Source organism: Anaerobiospirillum succiniciproducens DSM 6400, from assembly GCF_000482845.1.
GTDB classification, from domain to species: Bacteria; Pseudomonadota; Gammaproteobacteria; order Enterobacterales; family Succinivibrionaceae; genus Anaerobiospirillum; species Anaerobiospirillum succiniciproducens.
In genome coordinates this window covers 70,620-90,545 of record NZ_AXWV01000006.1, presented here as the reverse complement: position 1 = coordinate 90,545, position 19,926 = coordinate 70,620, and the positions used below count along the sequence as shown (strand labels likewise).

Sequence of the window (19,926 nt, the reverse complement as noted above, 5' to 3'; positions counted from 1 at the left end):
TTGCTCCACCCGCCCCTTGTACCCTTTTCTTGATTAGGCTGCCTTTCATTTATAAGGCGCAATTGTCATAAGTAGGCCAACATTATCATTAGTAGCTAGCTATTCTCTCAGGACCTTTCTTTCAGTTTTGCTATATTTCCTTATTAAGCAACCATCCTATTGGCAATGAGCTATTGGTATGAGCCTATGCTGCTCTTATAGCTGCCATTATCCAACGGTTCCCTCTAAGATATGGGGCATTCTCTTGCGGTGTTATTGCCTACAGCCTGCTCTGACTACATACCTTTCAAGAGGCCTCTCCTTAGCGCCCGCTCATGGTCATATCTCATAAGTTAGTTTTGGCCTACTTTGTCTGCAGCGTAGTCATGCATCAGTATAATTTTTTGGTGCCGTGTTGGCAGTGTAACCAAGCCTTAACAATCTCTTTATTTAAGGCATTTATGATAGTAATGAACCATTGTAGCTTGCGCTTTTTTTGTTAAAAACTTGTCATAAGACACACTTTTTGTTTAGACCATTTGTTGTGACTATGATGGTTTGAGAGTAAACTTAAGTATACTTTTGATAGGATATATTTTTGATCCATCGAGTACTTCGCATTTGTTTGCGACTTGTTTTCATATTTTAGAAAGATTGCTTGCTCTTTCGTGCGCTTTAAGCCTGCAAACTTTCAAGAGGTTGATATGGCATTTGATCCAAGTTTATTTAAAAAATCCGAACCAAAGAAGCTTCCTGTACTGCTTCTTTTAGACGTCAGTATTTCTATGAAAGGCGAAAAAATTAAAGCTCTGCATTTAGCTGTAACCAACATGGTTCAGGCCTGCTATGACGCTCGTGTTAATGACATTGAAATCTGCATTTCCATCATTACTTTCGGCGCTAAGGGCGCTGAGCTGTATTTACCTTACACTCCAGTGAAAAAACTAGTTGAAACTGTCATTCCAAAGTTTGAAGCATCTGGCATGACTCCAATGGGTGCAGCCATTCAGCTTGCCAAGGAAATCATTGAGGACAGGGATAAGACTCCATCTAATATCTATCGTCCAGCGGTTGTTTTACTCTCTGATGGTGTTCCTACTGACGAAACTAGTCAACCTATCCACGACTTCTTACATGAAGGGCGTTCTGCAAAGTGCCAGTGCTTTGCCGTAGCTATTGGTAGCACTGCAGATACCACTTTATTAAAGTCTTTCTGCAGTGATGAGGCAAATATGTTATACGCAGATAAGGCTAGTGACATTGTAAATGCTTTCAATACCCTTTCTATGTCAGTCACTAAGCGTGCTGATTCCCCAAATCCAAATGCTTTTGCAACCAAGGCTGCTGCAGATGCCGCTGATTCAGATAAAGCCCCTGCAGCTAGCGATCAGGATGTAATCTTCAGCGACGAGTACTAATACTTAGGCTTAAACTAGACTGCGTTTATACCATGCGCACAAGCTCGCTTTTGACCATCGGCTCTTAGCAAAAGCGATTTCATGTTGCCATGTTCTGACGCAATTTGCTGTTCTCTAAATTTGTTTAAGGACACATCTTTTATACGGGGTTCAGCACTTATGTTAACGGCTTCTTTGGCCTTGATAAGTGTCAGCTTATATTTTAGACCTGTTTAGTTGTTACTTATACGTAGTGCATGCTGTCTGTGCTCTTAAGTGAGCATTAGACGGCACTTTTAATATAAGGATTAGCCGATGTCGCAACATCTTTACGTCATCATCGATAGCTCAGGCAGCATGTATGAAGAAGGTAAAAGAGCTGCCTCAATATACATAGCTAAATCCATTGACGGCTTTACCAAGAGTCATTATCCATCTACTGAGCGTACTGTTCTCTCTTGGTCTAATGCTATTGAAAAATTTCCCGGAAAATCTTTAAGCAAGAGCAAGCCAGACTTTGGCCCATTAGTAAGCTTTGTTAAAGAACATACCGATAGCTACATTATTATCCTTACTGATGGCATATTTGAGAAAAATGACCAAGATGCGCTAGCGCATTTAGCTACTCATAAGTCCCTATCCATAGTTCTCATCGGTGCTGATGCAAACGATATCTATGCAAAACAAGCACTAGGAAAAGAGCGTGTCTATGAAGCTGTAGATGGCTTAATGTGCGCACATGATCTTTTTTTAAATAATTCTCAGTAGAGCCAACGCGATGGTTATTGACGGCATATCACTTAAAGGCAGCTATCACTCTCAAAACCAAGATAGCTTTATGTGCAGTGAACTCAAAGAAGGCTTTATTATCGCACTTTCAGATGGTTTAGGTAGCTTAACGGACTCCAAATCAGGCTCTCAAAGGATTTGTGAGTCTATTGTTAAGCTTGCAATCGCCCTTGAAGATGAGCTGATGACCATTTCATGTGAAGACTTTGTCACAAAAGCCCATCAGATGTGGCGTAAATATTTACTACTTCACAATATTCGTTACTGTTATGCCACCATGCTCTTTGTCGTCAAATATCACGATCGTGTCTTTGGGGCTCGCCTTGGTGATGGCTTTTTGAGCGTGCAACTTAGCGACGAAATTGTACTTTTAAAAGATGACAAAGAAGGTCTCTTTGCCAATGAGACTTTCTGTTTAACTGAGGTGTTAGATCTCAAAGAAGTAAACTTCATTGAGCGCAGCGGAGTAGATGTGCACGGTGCCATCCTTTGCAGTGACGGCATCACCATTAATGATATGAGCGACGATATACTCAAGCAATTTACTGATGAGTTCTTAAAGGGCTATAGCTGCATGCCTCAAGCTGAGATTGCCTCAGATATCAACTCATGGCTAAGTGATTGGCCTGGCTCAGACGATAAGACTATCGCCTACTGTATTGGTCTATAGGAGCTCATTTTGGCAACGCAACAATACGAAGATATCAGTGGCTTTACCCACTATATAACTAAACAGTTAGGACAAGCCGGTGGTCAAGGTACTGTATACCGAACCCAAAAGTCTTTTCTTGCTGTCAAAATCATTCATGCCAAGGAATGTAAAAAGCAGCAAAACTTTGATGAGCTTAATAGCCGATTTGCTGACTTACGCTTGCTCCCTATTCCTCAGGGAGTAAATTTAACCTTGCCATTATCCGAGCTCAAAGACGCTCATGGCTATGTCATGTCATTACTCGATGATATGCAAGAGTTTGCTACGGCCTTTAGCCCAACTGATGAGGACTCAAAACTCTCCAACCCTTGGCTAAATGAAATGCGCTCTGCTGGTAATAACGATTTTGCCGATTTTGTAGCAGGCTATATTGCCACAGGTGGTTTACGTCGTCGTATTGCTGCCTATCAAAAAGCAGCCAGAATCTTAGCCCATATCCACTCACTTGGCCTTGTCTATTGCGACTTTTCTGGTCGCAACTGTTTTATTTCTGATCAAGGATCAGATGAGATTGTGTGGCTTATTGATGCCGACAACTTATCCTTTGCCGAAGCAATCACCTCTGAGGTTGTATTTACTGAGGAATTTGCGGCTCCTGAAGTCGTCTCTCCAAACTGCGTCTGCTCCTTGTACTCTGATTGCTACTCCTTTGCCATATCTTTATTTCAAGATATCTATTGTAACCATCCATTTAAAGGTGCCTTGTGTGAGCCTGGTGACGATGATGACTTTGTAGATGATCTCGATACTAAAGCCTATAGCGGTTTATTACCATGGATCTTTGATGAGGATGATCCAAGCAATGTGTCTAATAAAGGCTTTACCATTGCCAAAGACATGATCGCTTCACAAGAGCTCTTAGCGCTATTTGAGAAAACCTTTAGTGAAACTGGCCGCAAAATGCCACGTTTACGACCAACTACTTGTCAGTGGTATTACGCATTAAGTGAATTTTTAGACCACTTAGTAACTTGTAAACACTGTTCCATGCACTTTGATGCACGCATAGAAACATGCCCATGGTGCGACACTCAGGCACATTACATTACAGTGCGGGCGACACGAGATGGCAAAGAAATCTATTGCCTGTCTAAAGACTTTGCACTTGATAAAGAATTTAACGTTCCTAAGCGTCTTATTAGCGGTCCTAGACCATCTAATAGCGACGAGACTCTATTCACGCTTACATGTCTCAAAGATAGCTATGTAATTTCAAACCTTGATCTAGGTAAAGATAGCTTGTCTTTAATTACCCATGATGGCAGCCGTAAAGAACTTATCTATGGCTCACAAGAGATCCCTTCATACGACAGCAAAATCGCTTTAAGCACTGATAGTGGTAGCGACATCATCATCGAGGTTTCTATCCATGGCCAATAATTTATACACTGCGATTAAAGATCTTCGTACTCATGAGCAAATGACCATCAACAGCCTCAGCTGTCAGCTCTTTACCGATGAGAGCATTAAAAGCAAGGATGGTCACATTAAAATTACATCCGTTAATAATTTCAGCATGATTACTACGGATGGTGTTATTCACTTTAAAGTAAGCAATGAGCAGGATGCTACAAAGCTAGCAGACATGCTCTATCAGTATCCATATAACCTAGCCAGTATCTTAAGCTATCAAAAAGAAGAAAATCTCTTCTTCTTACACATTGCCTTCTTCTACACCACAGAAAGGGTAAATAATTTAAAAATCGTTATTGACGATAAGGTAAAGAAAGTCCTGATTAAAAAGCGTTTAGCTTGTGAGACAGCCATTGATAGCAACCTTAAGAGCAACTTTGGTTTAAATGATGGCAATACTCTGTGCTATGCCTATTCATTCATTGCTAAGGATAGCAACAAGCCTAAGGTAAAGACGCAAGCTCCAAATCTCAATAAAAATGAGGTCGCTAATGGGAGCCAAACTGAGGGGCAGGCACAGGCCACTGCAGTAAGCAATGATGAGGGTCATGCACAGGCCTCTGCTGTAAGCAATGATGAGGCACAAGCAAAGGCAGCTGCTCCAAGCAATGATAATGAGCAGGCAAAGAGTGCTCAAGCAAACCAAGCTGAGGAGCAACATAATATTGCGTCCACATCTGGTGGTTTAAATGCCCTTACTGAGGATGACTTTGTTACTGCAGATGAGCTTGATGAGCAATATGTTAGTGCATCTAGTGTCACAGATGAAGTCAAATCTGATAGCACTGAGCTAGATGCCCTTTTAAATGACGAGCCAGCTTGTTCAGATGCTAGTGATGATCTCATGCTCTTTGGTAAGGATTTTGCGCTCAAAATTAAGAACATGGGCAGCGTACAGAGACCTTTGTATACAGCCTATGAACTCGACCCTAGAATGGCCTTAGTGCCTAAAATGGGCCTTATTTTTGGCAATATTACCTTTACCACTATGGCTCAGGCCTATAGTGACTCTTTAATTAGTGATCTTAAAAATACTAAAGGTTACTTGAGTGTTTGGGATAAGTATACGTCCATTGAGGGTGACTTTCTCTTACAAAGAGCACGTAATATTGGCCTCATCGAATTTAATCACAACAATATTGCTGTGGAAAGCAACAATACCATTCGTGTCTATCCAAAAGACTTAAGCAATGAGCAGCTCAAATATATTTCTGTAGGAGATCAGCTTTCTTTTGCAAGTGAAGTTCCGGTTTATCTAAGCGATCCTAAGATGACCTTTACTCAATACAATGAGCATGCAAAAGAACTCAAAGAGTCTAAGGTAAAACCAAATCGCATTTTATTTGATATCAAACAAAAGTCTCATGACGGTTCTTGGTTGCTTAGCAATGCAGACGGTCAGTCTTTACCTCGTCTGAAGGCAAGTCTTGCTATCGATGGTTATTATGAGCAGATCTATCGCCGCCAAACGGCCCGTGAGCGTATTGCCTCCGGTCAAGCTGCGAACCCTAGCCTAGGCTTGCTCATTGAGGGACGTACCCCAACTATTGATCTAAAAGCGGCGCAAAAATCCCATATTGAGCCAACTTCTCCTTTAGTCATTGACAAGGTGTTTAAACAAAGACAACCTCGACAAAGACAAAAGGATGCTATAGCTATTGCGCTGAATACTCCAGATATTGCTCTGATTCAAGGACCTCCAGGCACTGGTAAGACGACCGTCATTACCGCCATTATCGAGCGTCTCAATGAAATTAGCGATAAGCGTGTGTATGAAAATGCTCAAGTTCTAATCTCAAGCTTCCAACACGATGCTGTACGCAACGTAATTGAAAGATTGATGATTAACTCTATGCCTACTCCAAAATTAGGCCGTCAAGGTAGTGAAGATATTTCTGAAGAAGAGAAGATCGACGCTTGGCGTGAAGACTTTATGCAGCGTCTTAAGGAGAAAAATCCGCAGCTCAATGAGCCTGAGGAGCTTGTTACCCTCGGCAAGTTACGTAATGAGTACATAGTCTCACCAACTGAGGCTAAAGCTATTGCCTTTTTAGACTTTGCCAAGAGCATTTGCGTAGAGCATGAACTCAATAAAAAGATCACCGCGCTTATCTTAGACTTTAAGCTCAAAGATAGCTTAGGCAATGACTCTCTTTTGCGAACTATACGCTCCATTCGCACCACCAAAGAGGGCTTTTTAGACGATGGCCCAAGACGAGCTTTATATGCTTTTGATGATCTTCAATCTAGGCTCAATGCCAAAGGCAATCCTAATCATAAATTTATCTTAGACACCTTAGACGAGGCTTATCAATGTAGTGCCGATAATGTCACTGAAGCTTTATTACAAAAGTTAAGCAAGGCCCGATTAAGCCTCATTAAGATGTGCACTCCGCCTCCACAGTATAGTGACTGTCAGATCGATAGCAATGTTCTAGATGTCTATGATGAACTCAAAAAGGCTCTTAAAAAGCCGCAAAATGAGATCGACGAGATTCTCTATGACTTACTAAACGAAGTTGAGCATAACCCTGTTGAAATCAACAATACTATTCGCAACTACGCCTTTGCAGTTGCCGCTACTGCTCAGCAAAGTGAAGGTCGCGAAATTAGACGTTATAAAAACGTCAAAAATGATGAACATCCTGAATTCAACACTGTCGTTATTGATGAGGCAGCGCGTGTTAATCCAGGTGATCTAATTATTCCGATGACACAAGCTAAACGTCGCATCATCCTAGTCGGCGATCACCGTCAGCTGCCGCATATTTATGATGAGGAAATCTTCGAGAATATGCGTTCAGAGGGATCTGATGTTAACAATGACGTGATTACCACCAGTATGTTCGAGTACATCAAAGAAAAGCTTGAAGAACTTGAAAAGAAAGATGGTATCAAACGTACCATTACTCTTGATGCCCAATACAGAATGCATCCAACCTTAGGTAATTTCGTCAACGACAACTTCTACAAAAAGTACAACGAAGGCTTTGAATCACCGTTAGATGAGTCTTTCTTTGTGCAAAAACTCTGCGATAAGCCATATCGCTGGGTAGACATGCGAAACTCTTTTGGTAAAGAAACATCCAACGGCGTCAGCCGTATGCGCGAGTGCGAGGCTGACTATATCGTTAAGACTGTAAAGCAGTACCTCGGCTCTGAGGAGGGTAAAGACCTAAGCTATGGCGTGATTACTTTCTATCGAGCTCAAAAAGATCTCATTGAAAGAAAGCTCTCCCAAGCTTCGCTTGGCTCTAAAGTTAAAGTTGGCAGCGTGGATGCATTCCAAGGAATGGAGTTTGATGTCATTTTCCTCTCAGTGGTTAGAACGCATCGCAATGCTCCTCAATTTGATGAGCAGCTGCTTAATCTTTGCACAAGTCACGACTGCTCTGATGCTGACTATCAAAAGGCACTTGAGTACAAAGAGAAAATTGGCAACCGCTTCTATGGTCGCTTGATCTCAGATCACCTTTTATGCGTGTCTTTGAGCCGTCAAAAGAAACTTTTAATCGTGGTTGGGGATGGCAAAATTTTCCACGACGACAGCTGGTGTACCTTAGCTCAGCACTGCGTGCCTGCTATGGCCAATTTCTACCAACTCTGCTTAGATGGAGGCATGGTTATTCATGGCAATACCTAAAGTTATCAGTCTTTTTGAGCAGACCAGTTTTGAGAGCCTTTTTCCTGATTTTAAAGTCCTTGGTAAGACCTATGATGTCTTCATTGAGTGCCAAAGCTATGATATCCATATCCCGCTGCGCTCTAAGATAATTACCGAGCTTAATATTTTTGAGTTAACTATTTTACGACTCATTAATCGTATCGGCTCATCTTCGGCAAAGATCAATAATCTGACCTGTTTAGGTGAGGATTTAATCGTCAATATTATGCAGCGCCTCCTACACCTTGGCCTGTTAGATAAGGATATGAAGCTCACTGCTCAAGGTTTAAGTAAGATTGAGCAGCATCAAGTTCACGATGGTGAAGAGGACACTAAATACGAGCTCGCCCGCGCCTTCTTAATTAAAGCAACGGGTGAGCTCTTGCCATATATTCAAATTGGTGAGCCTAACTTTGCTCGTATTAGCAACACTAGTGAAAAGAGCCTCACCATGAACTTTGGTACCGCAGGCAAGAGCGTAAACGTAACTGGCTATAGACTGTCGCACAAGAATATTAAAACACCAGCCCCGGCTCTCCTGCCTGAACACAAGCTCAGAGCTACCATCACCATGCTTAATCGTAAGCTGAGGTCGCTTAATAAAAAGCCTTTTAATGTATCGGCTACTAAAAGCATTACTAGCCATGTTAATGAGCCAGTTTATTTTCACTTCAAAGCCTTAGTGCAGGATGGTAATGCCGATCAACTCCTGTTTTCTGATGGCTTACGTGAGAATATTGATTTTGTTTTTGATTATGTAGCTACATTTGATGGGGCTATAGACCACATTCGTCAAAACATTTTAAGTGCAAGCTTTAACGAGCAAAGCGCTCACGAGACTAAGCCTACTAAGAAAATTGCTTATGCAGACATTCATGGCCTTATTTATGACGCACAAAGCAAGCTTCCTAATAAAGCTTATGAAGATGCATCTAATGATGAGCGCAAGCTCATGAAGGCTCACGAAGCTGATGTTGTAAAAATATGTTATAGCCTCGTTGAAAAAGCTTTGCTGCACATGCTCAAAGAACAGCACTTATCTGAAGAGTTATTAAATACTCTTACAAATCAGAACGCTAAAGATAATGGTGCGCTAATTATTCAGATGGCTCACAGCTTAGGTCTTAAAGATCTCGACAAAAGCACTCATCTTCTCGAGCGCCTCAATGGTAACAAGATCGCTTCTTTATTTGAGGATGGCATGGCCACTATGCAGCTATGTCTACCGCTTGCTATTGCTCAAGCTAATCAGTCTGAAAACAGCCCGATGCGCTCACTCATCGCAAGTGATCCTTACATACTCAAGTTTATTCAAAGACTAGCTACAATTGCTGCGCCTGTGCGTCACGACTCAGAGTCTGCAATAGCATTAGATAACGTTGATGCAAAACAAATCTTCAACAAGACTAAAAACGTTGTTGCAACGTTGCTGCCGAATATCAATCTCAATTGCAGTGCAGCAGCACCAGGTATTTCTACAAATTTATCCTCCGAGCGCCTACAGGCAAACCTTAGCTTGTCAAAGGCCTTTGGTGGTGCATTGTTTACCCAACTATCTGAGGGCCTAAGAAATGACTTCATTCGTATCTCTCCAGATAAGTCTGACAGTCAGCTACCAAACTTAAATGAGTATGCTCAAATTCTCTATCGCATTATGCAGACAGTACTTAGCCAAGAGAACAAGCATCTATCAGATATGCAAGTTACCAATCGCTCTGATGCGCTCAATTATCTTGCCTCTTTAACAGACAAGGAGCTTCCTGACTCATTAAAAACTGTAAGTATTGAATACTTTAACAAGGCCCTACGCAATGGCAGATCTTCTTTAGGCGCAGAAACTCTCGTATTTGCCGCAAATCAAGATGAGGAGCTTGTCAAAAAGCTGATTGCTAAGGACTTTATTGCCCTTATTGACAAGATCTTAGTCTTACGCGGTCACGGCAACCAAAGTGCTGAGTTCACTGAAAGTGCTCTAACTATGGGGCAGTTACGCGACCAGTGCATTGACATCATTAAGTTAATTGGAAAGTAATCATGGCTGACGACAAAGACTTTACTAACAATCAACCTGCATCATGCACTGACCTCAATAATGATGGCACTCAAGATGATGTCAATACTACAGATGTCACTGCCTCTGACAGCGTTACTGCTCTCACTCCCGGCTCTGTTGCTGCTAACAACAAGGATTCGATTATGACAAACGACAAGTCCTCTGACTTACAAAACACTCTAAGCGCTTCTAGCTCTGTAACTGACCGTGAGACTAAACTCAACGAGCGCGAACAACTCGTGCAGGCTAAAGAAGACAAAGCACATGAACTAGGCATTGGTCTTTTAGATAAAATTGAAGACCTAGCCAAGAGCCTTATTGATAACGATCAAAGCTTAAGCGCTAAGATCATGGCCAAGCAAGATGCTTTTGATGAGCATTTATCAGTCAAAAGTGATGCCCAAAAATCAGCCTTTGATGAGCACGTAAATAACAAGCTTACTTCCCAAAAAGCCGAATTTGACAAGAGCTTAAGTGAAAGCACTGCAGATGCTTTACGCCGCTTTACTGAGCAAAGTGATGACAAAGCAAATAAGTTACGTACCACCTTAGAAAATGACTTAGCCAAGTTCAACGAAAGTGCCAATGAAAATGGCATGAACGCTCTTAGAAAGGCTCAAGAGCGCAGCAATGAACTTGATTTGCGTGAGGCAGCACTCAACGAACAAGAGGCCAAGAACTCTCAAGAGTTACGCAGAATTGAGCGCGATAAAGTACTTCTTGACAAGCGTGCAGAAGAACTCGATAAACAAGCTATGGACGTGATGCAGAACATGCAAAACGTGCTTAATAGCACCCTTAAAGATCTGCAAGAACGTGTTGATGAGCAATCTCGTGAAATTACGCGTCAAGAAAACAAGCGTCAAGAGCTGCAAAATCAATTAGAACGATTCATCGATTTTGAGACTAAGTTTGGTGGCACTCCTGAGCAAATTACCACTAGAATCGCTGATCTAGAAGAACGTAATGCTAAGCTCTATAGCGAACTGCAAACACGCCCCGATTCTACTGTTGAAAATGATCTTAATCTCAAGAGCGTGGAACTACAGCGCAAAGTTCAATACATTCATGATCTTGAGAACAAGCAAAAAGAGTTACTTGAGAAATCCTGCAATGCTTCAGAAAGTGAGAAAAAGGCTAGTACCTTAGAGTGCGAAAAAAATAGCCTCGCTGCATTAAATCAAGTCCTTGAAAAAGAAAACTCTCAACTTTTAGAGAAGTTAAACCGCCTGCTATCAACACAAGGCAATCGCTCCACTTACGAGGAGCGTGTTGCTGAGATCAGTGGTGAGGTTTCTGACCAAAATTTACATCAAGGACGTGAAGAATACTATCCTTCAGACATGTCTGAAATTGAGTGGCTTCATGGCATCGAGTCTAAGTGTATTAGTATGGGACTTCAATTCCCTAAGCGCATTCTTTATGCATTTCATACTGCAGTTAAAATTTCAGACTGGTCATGCATCACCGTTTTAGCTGGTGTCTCTGGTACTGGTAAATCAGAGCTGCCTAAGCTCTATGCTCTCTTTGGTGGCATGAACTTTATTTCCGTCCCTGTACAGCCAAATTGGGATAGTCAAGAATCAATGCTTGGCTATTTCAACTCGATTGACAATCGCTTTGAGCCTGAACCTCTGCTACGCTTCTTGGTTAATTGCACCGAAAAAGATCCTTTTAACCAAGAGCCTTGCTTAGTGCTTTTAGATGAAATGAACCTCGCACACGTTGAGCATTACTTTGCTGACTTTTTAAGTAAGCTTGAGATTCGTCGTAGCTGCGCAAGGGTAAATCTCCCAACCATCGAGGTAAAACTTGGTGCTGGTGTTAAGCCTTATCAGTTAAAACTGTCACGTAATATCTTATGGACCGGCACCATGAATCAAGATGAAACCACTAAGTCTCTATCAGATAAGGTGCTCGACCGTGGTATCGTCATCAACTTCCCTCGCCCACTCACTTTAAAAGGTCGCAAGAACGTTCCAGTTATCAACACATCATCTTATAAAAACTATAAGCTGTTAAAGATGGAAAAATGGAACGAATGGGTACAGCGCAAGATTGACTTAGAGGGCGATCAACAAAAGAAAATGGATGAGTTCCGCAGCATTGTTGAGAACATCAACAACAATCTTGAAGATGTTGGTCGCGCTATTGGTCATCGTGTATGGCAGTCCATTGAGTTCTACATTATGAACTACCCAACTGTGATCGCAGCACGCGCAAAACTTAACAAAGGCGAAACCTCAAGCGAGCTGCTTGATGCCATGAACATAGCATTTGAAGATCAAATCGTGCAAAAGATCATGCCTAAACTACGTGGTGTTGAAACCCGAGGCCAAGCAAAGCAAAGTCTCGACAAGATTGCTGCAATCTTAAGTCAAAATGGCCTCTCAAGCTTAAATGAAGACTTTAACTTTGCCCTCAAGCATGGTTATGGCCAGTTCATGTGGGCAAGTGCCAAATACATTGCCAAAGCAGAGCAAGACAATACTAAATAGCCTATTGTGACTCGTTAATTAGCTCATCAGCGCTAGGCGCTAAGAGTTTCACTAAGATGAGCTAATCTCTGTCCTAGCGTTGTGCTAGGACAGTAGTTGTTAACATTGGGCAATAAGATAAGCTCAATTGGTCTTGCTAGTGCAGTTCGTTGCTACATGAGTGTTATAGCTCAGAGCGTCATAGCTAGCACCGTGATAGAAATAATGCTCATGGCTTAATGGACCTTAGAGTGCTGTATATACGCACTGTGCTTAATTTTTGGCAGGTAACTGCTCTGCTAGCGGCCCAAGGATACAGGCTTTAGTGTTGCTAAATCTTTAGCAATCATTGGCAAGGAAAATTTTCATGAAAATCGACAGCTATGAGACTCTCTGTAAAGCACTAGAGAGCGATCCGTCTTCGGATCTGAACACTTTAGCTAATGTGATCCTTTGTTTGCAAAGCTACATGACCTCATCATATGAGTGGTCACAAGATAGCAATTGGGACTTCAATCTAGATCAGTTGCTTAAAAGCATAGCCCTTGATGATACATCTACATCAGCGCATAAAGATGTCATCTCAAAGATCATCCACGATACTCATGGTGCGGTACGAAACATCAGCTCTACCATGCGCACTAAGATCATTCACGAGGATGTGATTCAGCCTGTATACAAGGTTCGTGAGCTCAATAGTAATAGTATCAAATGGCTTTCTAAAAGACCTGGAAGAACAGTGAAAGAAAAGATTGCCAATAGCAATCATTCCATTATGTCTGTACGCCATCGTCATAGCTATGATACGGGTGAGAACCGTCTATTTATCGAGTTTCTTAAACAAATGTCATACCTAGTTGACTTAAAGCACGGAGTTTTAAGCAGCAATGACATTGACCCAGACGAAAGCATTTTTGCCTCACAGGCTTTTAAACTAACTCACGACGATGATCTAAGTGAAATTCGTCGTTGGGAAAATCTGCCTCCAAACAACACTCTCCTTTCCGATCGCAACTACAAGAAGATCTGGCGAGCCTTCAATGAACTCAAAGAAATCGATGATATCGTCAAAAACGATGCTTTATCGGTGGAGACTCTGCTTGCTAATATCTTCTTTTTACTTGCAGCTGCTTGTGTACAAAAATACTTTGCCATTGCACAAGCACCTGTAGTGTTTGACTATCGCAATCGTAAGTTTAATCTCAATGCTAAGTTTATTTATGGCATGGGGCTCAATGGCACCAACGTTAACCTAACAATTGATAAAAACGTAGTGACCATCGAATATGCTCAGCTTTGTATTCAAGCAAGCTTTAACTCATGCTCCATGTGCCTAACTGCAAGTAAAAGCATAATAGAGTCACTTAATAAACTTGAGCACGTCAGCGTAGTTAATGACGCTACAAACTCCGATAAGTGCGTTATAGCGCTTAAATATGCTTCCTTAAAAGGCATTGCTCAAGCGATCGTTGAGAGCTTTTGTGCAGGACTAAAAGAAATCAATGCCTCAAGTGCTGATTCTGACCTCAAATTGGCAAGCAAGATCGTCATTGATCCTTTTTTAGTAAGACCACGTTTTATTGCCAATGATGAGCCAGTCAGTGAGTTATCTTCAAGATTATTAATGCAGAACTATCACCTTAAGGATGATAGTTTAGACAGCACATACGTAGCTACTATCCCTTGCCATCAATCACAAGCCATAAGTATTGATAACGAGATTGATACCTTTAGTGTGCTCTCGTCGCTTGCTGATGGTAATAGTAAGAACCTACTTTCCTTATCTACGCTTTTAGGCCAGCATCTTTCTACAGATAAGCTAACTTTCTTATTCCCAGATCAATACGATGCCTTTGAGCTTAGTCAACTGCACAAGGCATTGCGTTTAACCTTTAGTAACGTTCTGCCATTCCCAAGATCTATGGGTGCAGCATTTGCGACCATGCAATTAGGCACCTTCAAAGATAGCTTTAAACCTGGTGATGCCTTACTTGTCATGGATGTAGTTGATGACAAGCTATCTATGACATTGGTTCAGGCGGGAAATGATGCCAAGATCGCCAGAGATTTACCTGAATTTGGTGGTCTCATGTGGGAGCGTCATCCTAGTGTATTAGAAGATATTACTGACAATCTTAATAAGCTGGCTAGCTGCGCTGCACCTGCTAATGATGATGAGTTTAAGCAATTGTATAAATTGTTTGGCTTGCCAGGACTAATCTGTGAAGCACAACGTCTGTCTTTTAGTTATAGAAATCATCACTTTAGGCTTAACAGACAAAAACTGTTAAATACCAATAAGTACATTGATGTTAGCAATATTGTAGATAAGTACATTAAAGAGCACGCCAGTATCATCGGTAAGGGCAAGATTCATCTATTAGCTCTTAGTCATATGCTCAAGGCTAACGACAAATATGCTAAAAGATGGGCTAGCCTAAATTATGATGATGCGCTCAGTGGTTATTGCTTCTTTACTCAACTGCAAAAGCAAACAGAGCAAAACCTTTGGAAAGATCACTTACCTGAGCTTGCCATCAAGCTCTTATACGGCAAGTTCAATTTAATCCAAAACTGCACAGTACAGCCAAGTTTTAACGTTGAGGAGTCCATCCCAATTGATCAGCAATTTACGCTTGCTAAAGGCGTAAAAGAGCACCACCTCATGCTCGTTAGAAACGATCTGTCGCAGAAGACACAATATGCTGCAGTTGTACGTCACAGTGCTTTTCCTCTTAGCACCGACGTACCATGTAGCTTGCATCTTTCCTATTGTTATGGTGCCGAAGAGCCATTTAAGCTGGTATTCATCCCAATAAGTAGCAACGCGCCTTTTGCTGAGGCCAAGGTATCATGGGAAAAAATTGATAGTTATGACTATCTAGATCTCCCTACTCCTAAAGCGCCAAAAGCACTGAGCGCTAAAGAACTCGTAGCCTATCCAGACAAATATGGAAACGGCACTATCGATATCATCAGCAAGATGTGTGAGTACTTCAACAACACACTTGATACTTACTACACAGTTGATTTAACCAATGAAACAATCAAGTTATTTGGTAAAGATAACAAGCGCGTCTTTGATTTAAGTATTGATATAGAAGATATCAGTAATACACCAGTTAATGTTGTGTTTAGAGAGGAAAATATTGACGGATACAACAGTAAAAATCCTAAAGCTGACTTTAAAAAGCCTTTAGCTGACTTTAATAATCTTAAGACTATTTCATTTGAAGTAGCTAATGAAAAGCGATTCAAGGCTGTACTCAGGTCAGATCGCTATGGCCGTATCTGGGGTAAAACCAAACAAGGTGCATATGTATGTACCAGAGAATTGCCATGTGGCAAAAATGGCGAACAAGTTACGGTTAAATTTTTACAAAGATACTTTGAAGACGAGGACAGTTTCCATGAAGGCATAACCAACGTTTCTTTTACCATTAACCATGAGCGGCAGGAAAACAAATCAAGCTTTACTCACGGCACTTACTTTGCTGAGAAGATCCGCAATGAAGACTGTGATCCATACACTGCTCCTACAATCTATATTGCCTATATTGCCAAGAATATCAGAGCTGGCAAAACTTCTAGTTCACAAGTTTTGAGAGGGTTTGCCAGCTTTATCTTCCATAAGGTTTTTGACTCAGGCAACTCTATTTATAGCGGTAAATTCCCTCAAAACCTACAGGATGCCTTTAGCAGCGGCTGCTCTAAGCTTATCTGGCATTATGAGAATTGTACTGATAAACAAGCACGCTATAAATTACTTAACTTGCTGTGTTTATGCGGTACATCCATGGGTGATCAATACTATGAGATCGCCAACAAGGCTATGCAAGAATTTTTCGGTGCAGAGCGTAGTCAATTCCCTGATTGTATTGGCTATGGTTTAGGTGACGGCACCAATCCTAATGCAATCAAGTTGCTCAAGATGATTGCCAAAAGATGCGGTGAGCGCAAACCAAAGCTGTTGATACGCCTGTTATCAAATGCCGTCTGGAGCCATCCAAACTTTGTCTTCAATACTGATAGTGAACTTTTATTATCCGCGTTTGAAAAGGCAGTTAAGCACATTGAAGAGGTTTGCCATAGTAAGTCGTTTGCTAAAGACAGCAATCTCAAATATACGGTCACAACCAGCCTTGAATATATTTTGGCAGTATTACGCTTAAGAGAGCTGAATAACGACTCCATTAAACGACAGCTATCGCTTAACTCTCCGCTCATGCAAAGACTCTACAATGCCGTAGAAACAATTGCGGGCGCTGTCGTCGAGCAAAAACTGAATGTAAGAACCTTCATTAATGTGGAGGTACCAAATAAGGGTATTTATCGTGACCTCCCTGATTTTATTTACGCTATCTTAGTCTATGTAAGCGGTAATGAGAGCGCCTCAGATATCGCCATCACTGGACTGAGCTTTAGTGATCTTGAGATCTAAGAGGTAAATCATTTATCCATAAGAAAGTAGCTGTACACTGAACCTAAGACGTACAGCTACAAAGATATTAAGACGCTCTTAGTACATGCTTGTGTAAAGCAAAAATTAATGCGCTATCTTCTCAAGCAAGCTATCAGTACCAAGGCGTTATCCTCAAAACATAGATACGATGGAGCTGCATATGGCCTATACCATTAGATTCAATCTCATATGCGACGGATATCCTTGCCGGAGCCTTGATGATATACGTGAGCACTTTAGTCTTGATGACTTGCTAGATCACTATAAAACTGGACTACTCAAGCGCTGGCTTAAGGTACGCAAGCTTAACTATGAGCTTAAAGAAGTAGAGGCCATCAACAGTACTAATCCACAGCACATACTTGAAGAACTAGTTCGTATCTTTGAGCTGTTGATTGACGATGATAGCCTCAAAGAGGCTCTATCTATCATTGCCTATAGAAACAATCAGCTGCAGGCAAATAAGATCAATGCTGCTAGCGGTTTTAAGAGCGACTCTATCGCAAATAACTACTTAGCAACATATGAATCTTTAGTTAACACGATGGTCGATAAAAATACACCACCATCAGCCTTAAATCAGCACATGACCTCATTGGTAAATGACTACAGCAGATTACTTAGACTCAGTGCTTATGAGCTCTTTTCTACTTGCTTGCTAAAAAGACCATTAGTGCTTTTGCACTTGTTTTACAACGAGCATACACGTGATATTTTTGTGCCTAAGCTATCTTTGTTATCAGCAAGTGTTAGTAATAGCTCTAATTCGTGGGGAGGCATGAAGCTTTTAGACTGGGATGCAGCATGCAAAAATCTAAAGTCAGACAGCAAAGCTGAATATCACAAATTACTAGGCAAGCTCTCTGAGCAGCTTCAGCCAGTCAATATGCCATTTATCTTTTTAAACACCATTGCTAATTCATTAGCAAACAAAAACTTTGCTCAGGCTTATCGCGAGTTATTTGAAGACCAAGTCATTATCGTTGACGATAAGATGATTAAAGGCTCTTCAAGCAGTTCATCATATAAGACTCTTGAGGATGAAAGAACACGTTGTCTCATTCTCCCTTTAGGCACAAACTCCATTAATGCTCAGTTAAATGGGCAAACCTTTACTGGTTCAAGCATTCGCCCATTTTGTATTAGTAATGGCCTCAAAGTTTCCTGCACTAGCGACAATCAAGCATTTGCGTATTTTAAGGCGGATGATAACGTATGACGGTTCGATCTTTAGATAATGTGCTGTACTCATACATTGAGTCGCTTCATCCTATCATCTATGTACAAAGCTTCAATTTTCGTCTTGTAGATGAGGCTCTTAAAAAAGCAGTTGGAGACGATGCGCTTATCATTGAATACTCTAATGCATATGGCTACGTGCGTTTTGAAAACAAGAAACCACCCACAAGCTCTTTAGACGACGGCTTCATTGATTATGAAAGCCAAGATCAGGAAAACAGTGGTAAGGAAAACCAAGATAACGAGCAACCCCAAGATCTTTATCAGTTTTTAAAAAGCTATTGTACCTGTGGCTTGAATAGCGCTAGTCTCGAAGAAAATTTCAGAAATACCGTCTTATTGCTTAAGGATGTACATAATCAGCTTAGCGATCCGCGCGTCATCGCCATGATGCGTGAGTTTGCGGACAATATGATGTACAACCCTTTATATCGCAATACAATCGTTATTGTTTCTGACGTCGTGGTAATCCCCAAAGAGATTGAGTCATACATTAGTGTAGTTGATGTGCCTCTGCCATCTCGCAACGACATCATCAAAATTGTCCAAAAGTTTATTAAAACGGTGGAGCTTGAGTTAACTGATGATTTTGTTAGCGATCTTGCTCTATCTTTGAAGGGTCTTAACGAACATCAGATTCTTCAAGTTCTCAGGCTAGCATACCAAGACGGCGGTACTCTTAGTCAAAGCGACAAAAAGCTAATTTTACGCGAAAAAGAGCAGTTTATTAAAAAAGGAGGCATGCTAGAGCTCATTACTGTCAAAGAGACCAAAGAACAGATTGGCGGCTTAAGTGTGCTTAAAGAATGGCTGAGCGATAAAGCTGTGATCTTTGAAAACCTTGATCGTGCAATTAAATTTGGCGTGCAAGAACCAAAGGGAGTGATGATCGTCGGCATGCCAGGCTGCGGCAAGTCACTTACTGCCAAAGTCTGTGCACGTATGTTTGAACTACCTCTTGTTCGTCTTGATGTTGGCCGTTTAATGGGCAAATTCGTCGGTGAATCCGAGAATAATATGCGCAATGCTTTAAAGCTCGCCGAGGCCATCTCTCCATGCGTGATGTGGATTGACGAGATAGAGAAGGCCTTCTCTGGTATTGGCTCTAACTCTGGCGGAGGCGAAGTCACCACCAGACTCTTTGGACAATTGCTAACTTGGATGCAAGAGAAAGAAGGTACTGTATTTATTGTAGCGACTGCCAACAATATTTCGGCCCTACCTCCTGAATTCATGCGCAAAGGTCGTTTTGATGAGGTCTTTTTTGTCGATCTACCTACTGAAGCAGAACGCCGCATGATTCTCGATATTCACTTAAGAAAGCGTCGTAAATGGCACAAGCGCCTAGATATTGCTTCTTTAGCTAAAGAAACCGAAGGCTTTTGTGGTGCTGACCTTGAGTCAGTGATTAATAGAGCAATCGAGAAAGCTTTTATTGCTGGCGCGTCAGGTTTAACAAAAGATGGAATCCTTGACATCATAAAAGATACTCAATCTATCTCTTCTATGTTGGGACCAAAGATACAAGAACTAAGAGACAGGATCTCAGAACTTAAGATCAAAAATGCCTCTACTCGAACTCAAGAGAGTGACAAACAGCAAGACAAGGTAGAGAAAAAGGCTAAGAGCGATTCATCAAAAAACTAAAAGATGACGCACTTGCGCTCTAGCTATCTAGCCTTAAGAAGCACATTCTAGTTAAGTGCCTCAAAACCAATCATTGTCAGCTAGAGTTGGGTAT

General features: G+C 41.4%; 10 protein-coding genes. All 10 read left to right on the top strand.

Annotated elements, in window-relative coordinates; genetic code table 11:
- The first annotated feature begins 683 nt into the window (after positions 1 to 683).
- The 10 genes from H524_RS13510 (at position 684) to H524_RS13495 (ending at position 19,832) form a co-directional block, all read left to right on the top strand.
- On the top strand, positions 684 to 1,397 hold the full coding sequence (locus H524_RS13510; RefSeq protein ID WP_044121164.1) for a vWA domain-containing protein: 714 nt from the start codon (positions 684 to 686) through the stop codon (positions 1,395 to 1,397).
- 294 nt (positions 1,398 to 1,691) lie between these two features.
- On the top strand, positions 1,692 to 2,144 hold the full coding sequence (locus H524_RS0100805) for a hypothetical protein (RefSeq protein WP_027938860.1): 453 nt from the start codon (positions 1,692 to 1,694) through the stop codon (positions 2,142 to 2,144).
- A gap of 10 nt (positions 2,145 to 2,154) precedes the next feature.
- Positions 2,155 to 2,835 carry a protein phosphatase 2C domain-containing protein gene (locus H524_RS0100800; protein ID WP_027938859.1) on the top strand — a complete coding sequence of 227 codons (681 nt, stop codon included), beginning with the start codon at positions 2,155 to 2,157 and terminating at the stop codon, positions 2,833 to 2,835.
- Between the two features lie 9 nt (positions 2,836 to 2,844).
- Positions 2,845 to 4,257, top strand: coding sequence for a protein kinase domain-containing protein (locus tag H524_RS0100795; RefSeq protein WP_027938858.1), 1,413 nt, complete (start codon positions 2,845 to 2,847; stop codon positions 4,255 to 4,257).
- A complete protein-coding gene (locus H524_RS13505; RefSeq protein ID WP_052338820.1) occupies positions 4,247 to 7,933 on the top strand; it encodes an AAA domain-containing protein in 3,687 nt (1,228 codons plus the stop codon). Before H524_RS0100795 ends, H524_RS13505 begins: the two co-directional genes overlap by 11 nt.
- A complete protein-coding gene (locus tag H524_RS0100785; protein ID WP_044121155.1) occupies positions 7,920 to 9,986 on the top strand; it encodes a hypothetical protein in 2,067 nt (688 codons plus the stop codon). The genes H524_RS13505 and H524_RS0100785 overlap by 14 nt, the downstream gene beginning before the upstream one ends.
- Positions 9,987 to 9,988: 2 nt before the next feature.
- Positions 9,989 to 12,505 (top strand): DUF8727 domain-containing protein, encoded by a 2,517-nt coding sequence (locus H524_RS13500; protein ID WP_052338819.1) that lies wholly within the window; start codon positions 9,989 to 9,991, stop codon positions 12,503 to 12,505.
- Positions 12,506 to 12,851: 346 nt separating this feature from the next.
- The gene (locus H524_RS0100775; RefSeq protein ID WP_027938856.1) at positions 12,852 to 16,925 is read left to right on the top strand and encodes a DUF2357 domain-containing protein; all 4,074 of its coding nucleotides are present in this window, start codon (positions 12,852 to 12,854) and stop codon (positions 16,923 to 16,925) included.
- A gap of 181 nt (positions 16,926 to 17,106) precedes the next feature.
- Entirely contained in the window at positions 17,107 to 18,165 is a 1,059-nt protein-coding gene (locus H524_RS0100770) for a hypothetical protein (RefSeq protein ID WP_044121153.1), read from the top strand.
- Complete coding sequence (locus H524_RS13495; RefSeq protein WP_044121152.1) at positions 18,162 to 19,832, top strand: AAA family ATPase; 1,671 nt, start codon at positions 18,162 to 18,164, stop codon at positions 19,830 to 19,832. The genes H524_RS0100770 and H524_RS13495 overlap by 4 nt, the downstream gene beginning before the upstream one ends.
- Positions 19,833 to 19,926: the final 94 nt, after the last annotated feature.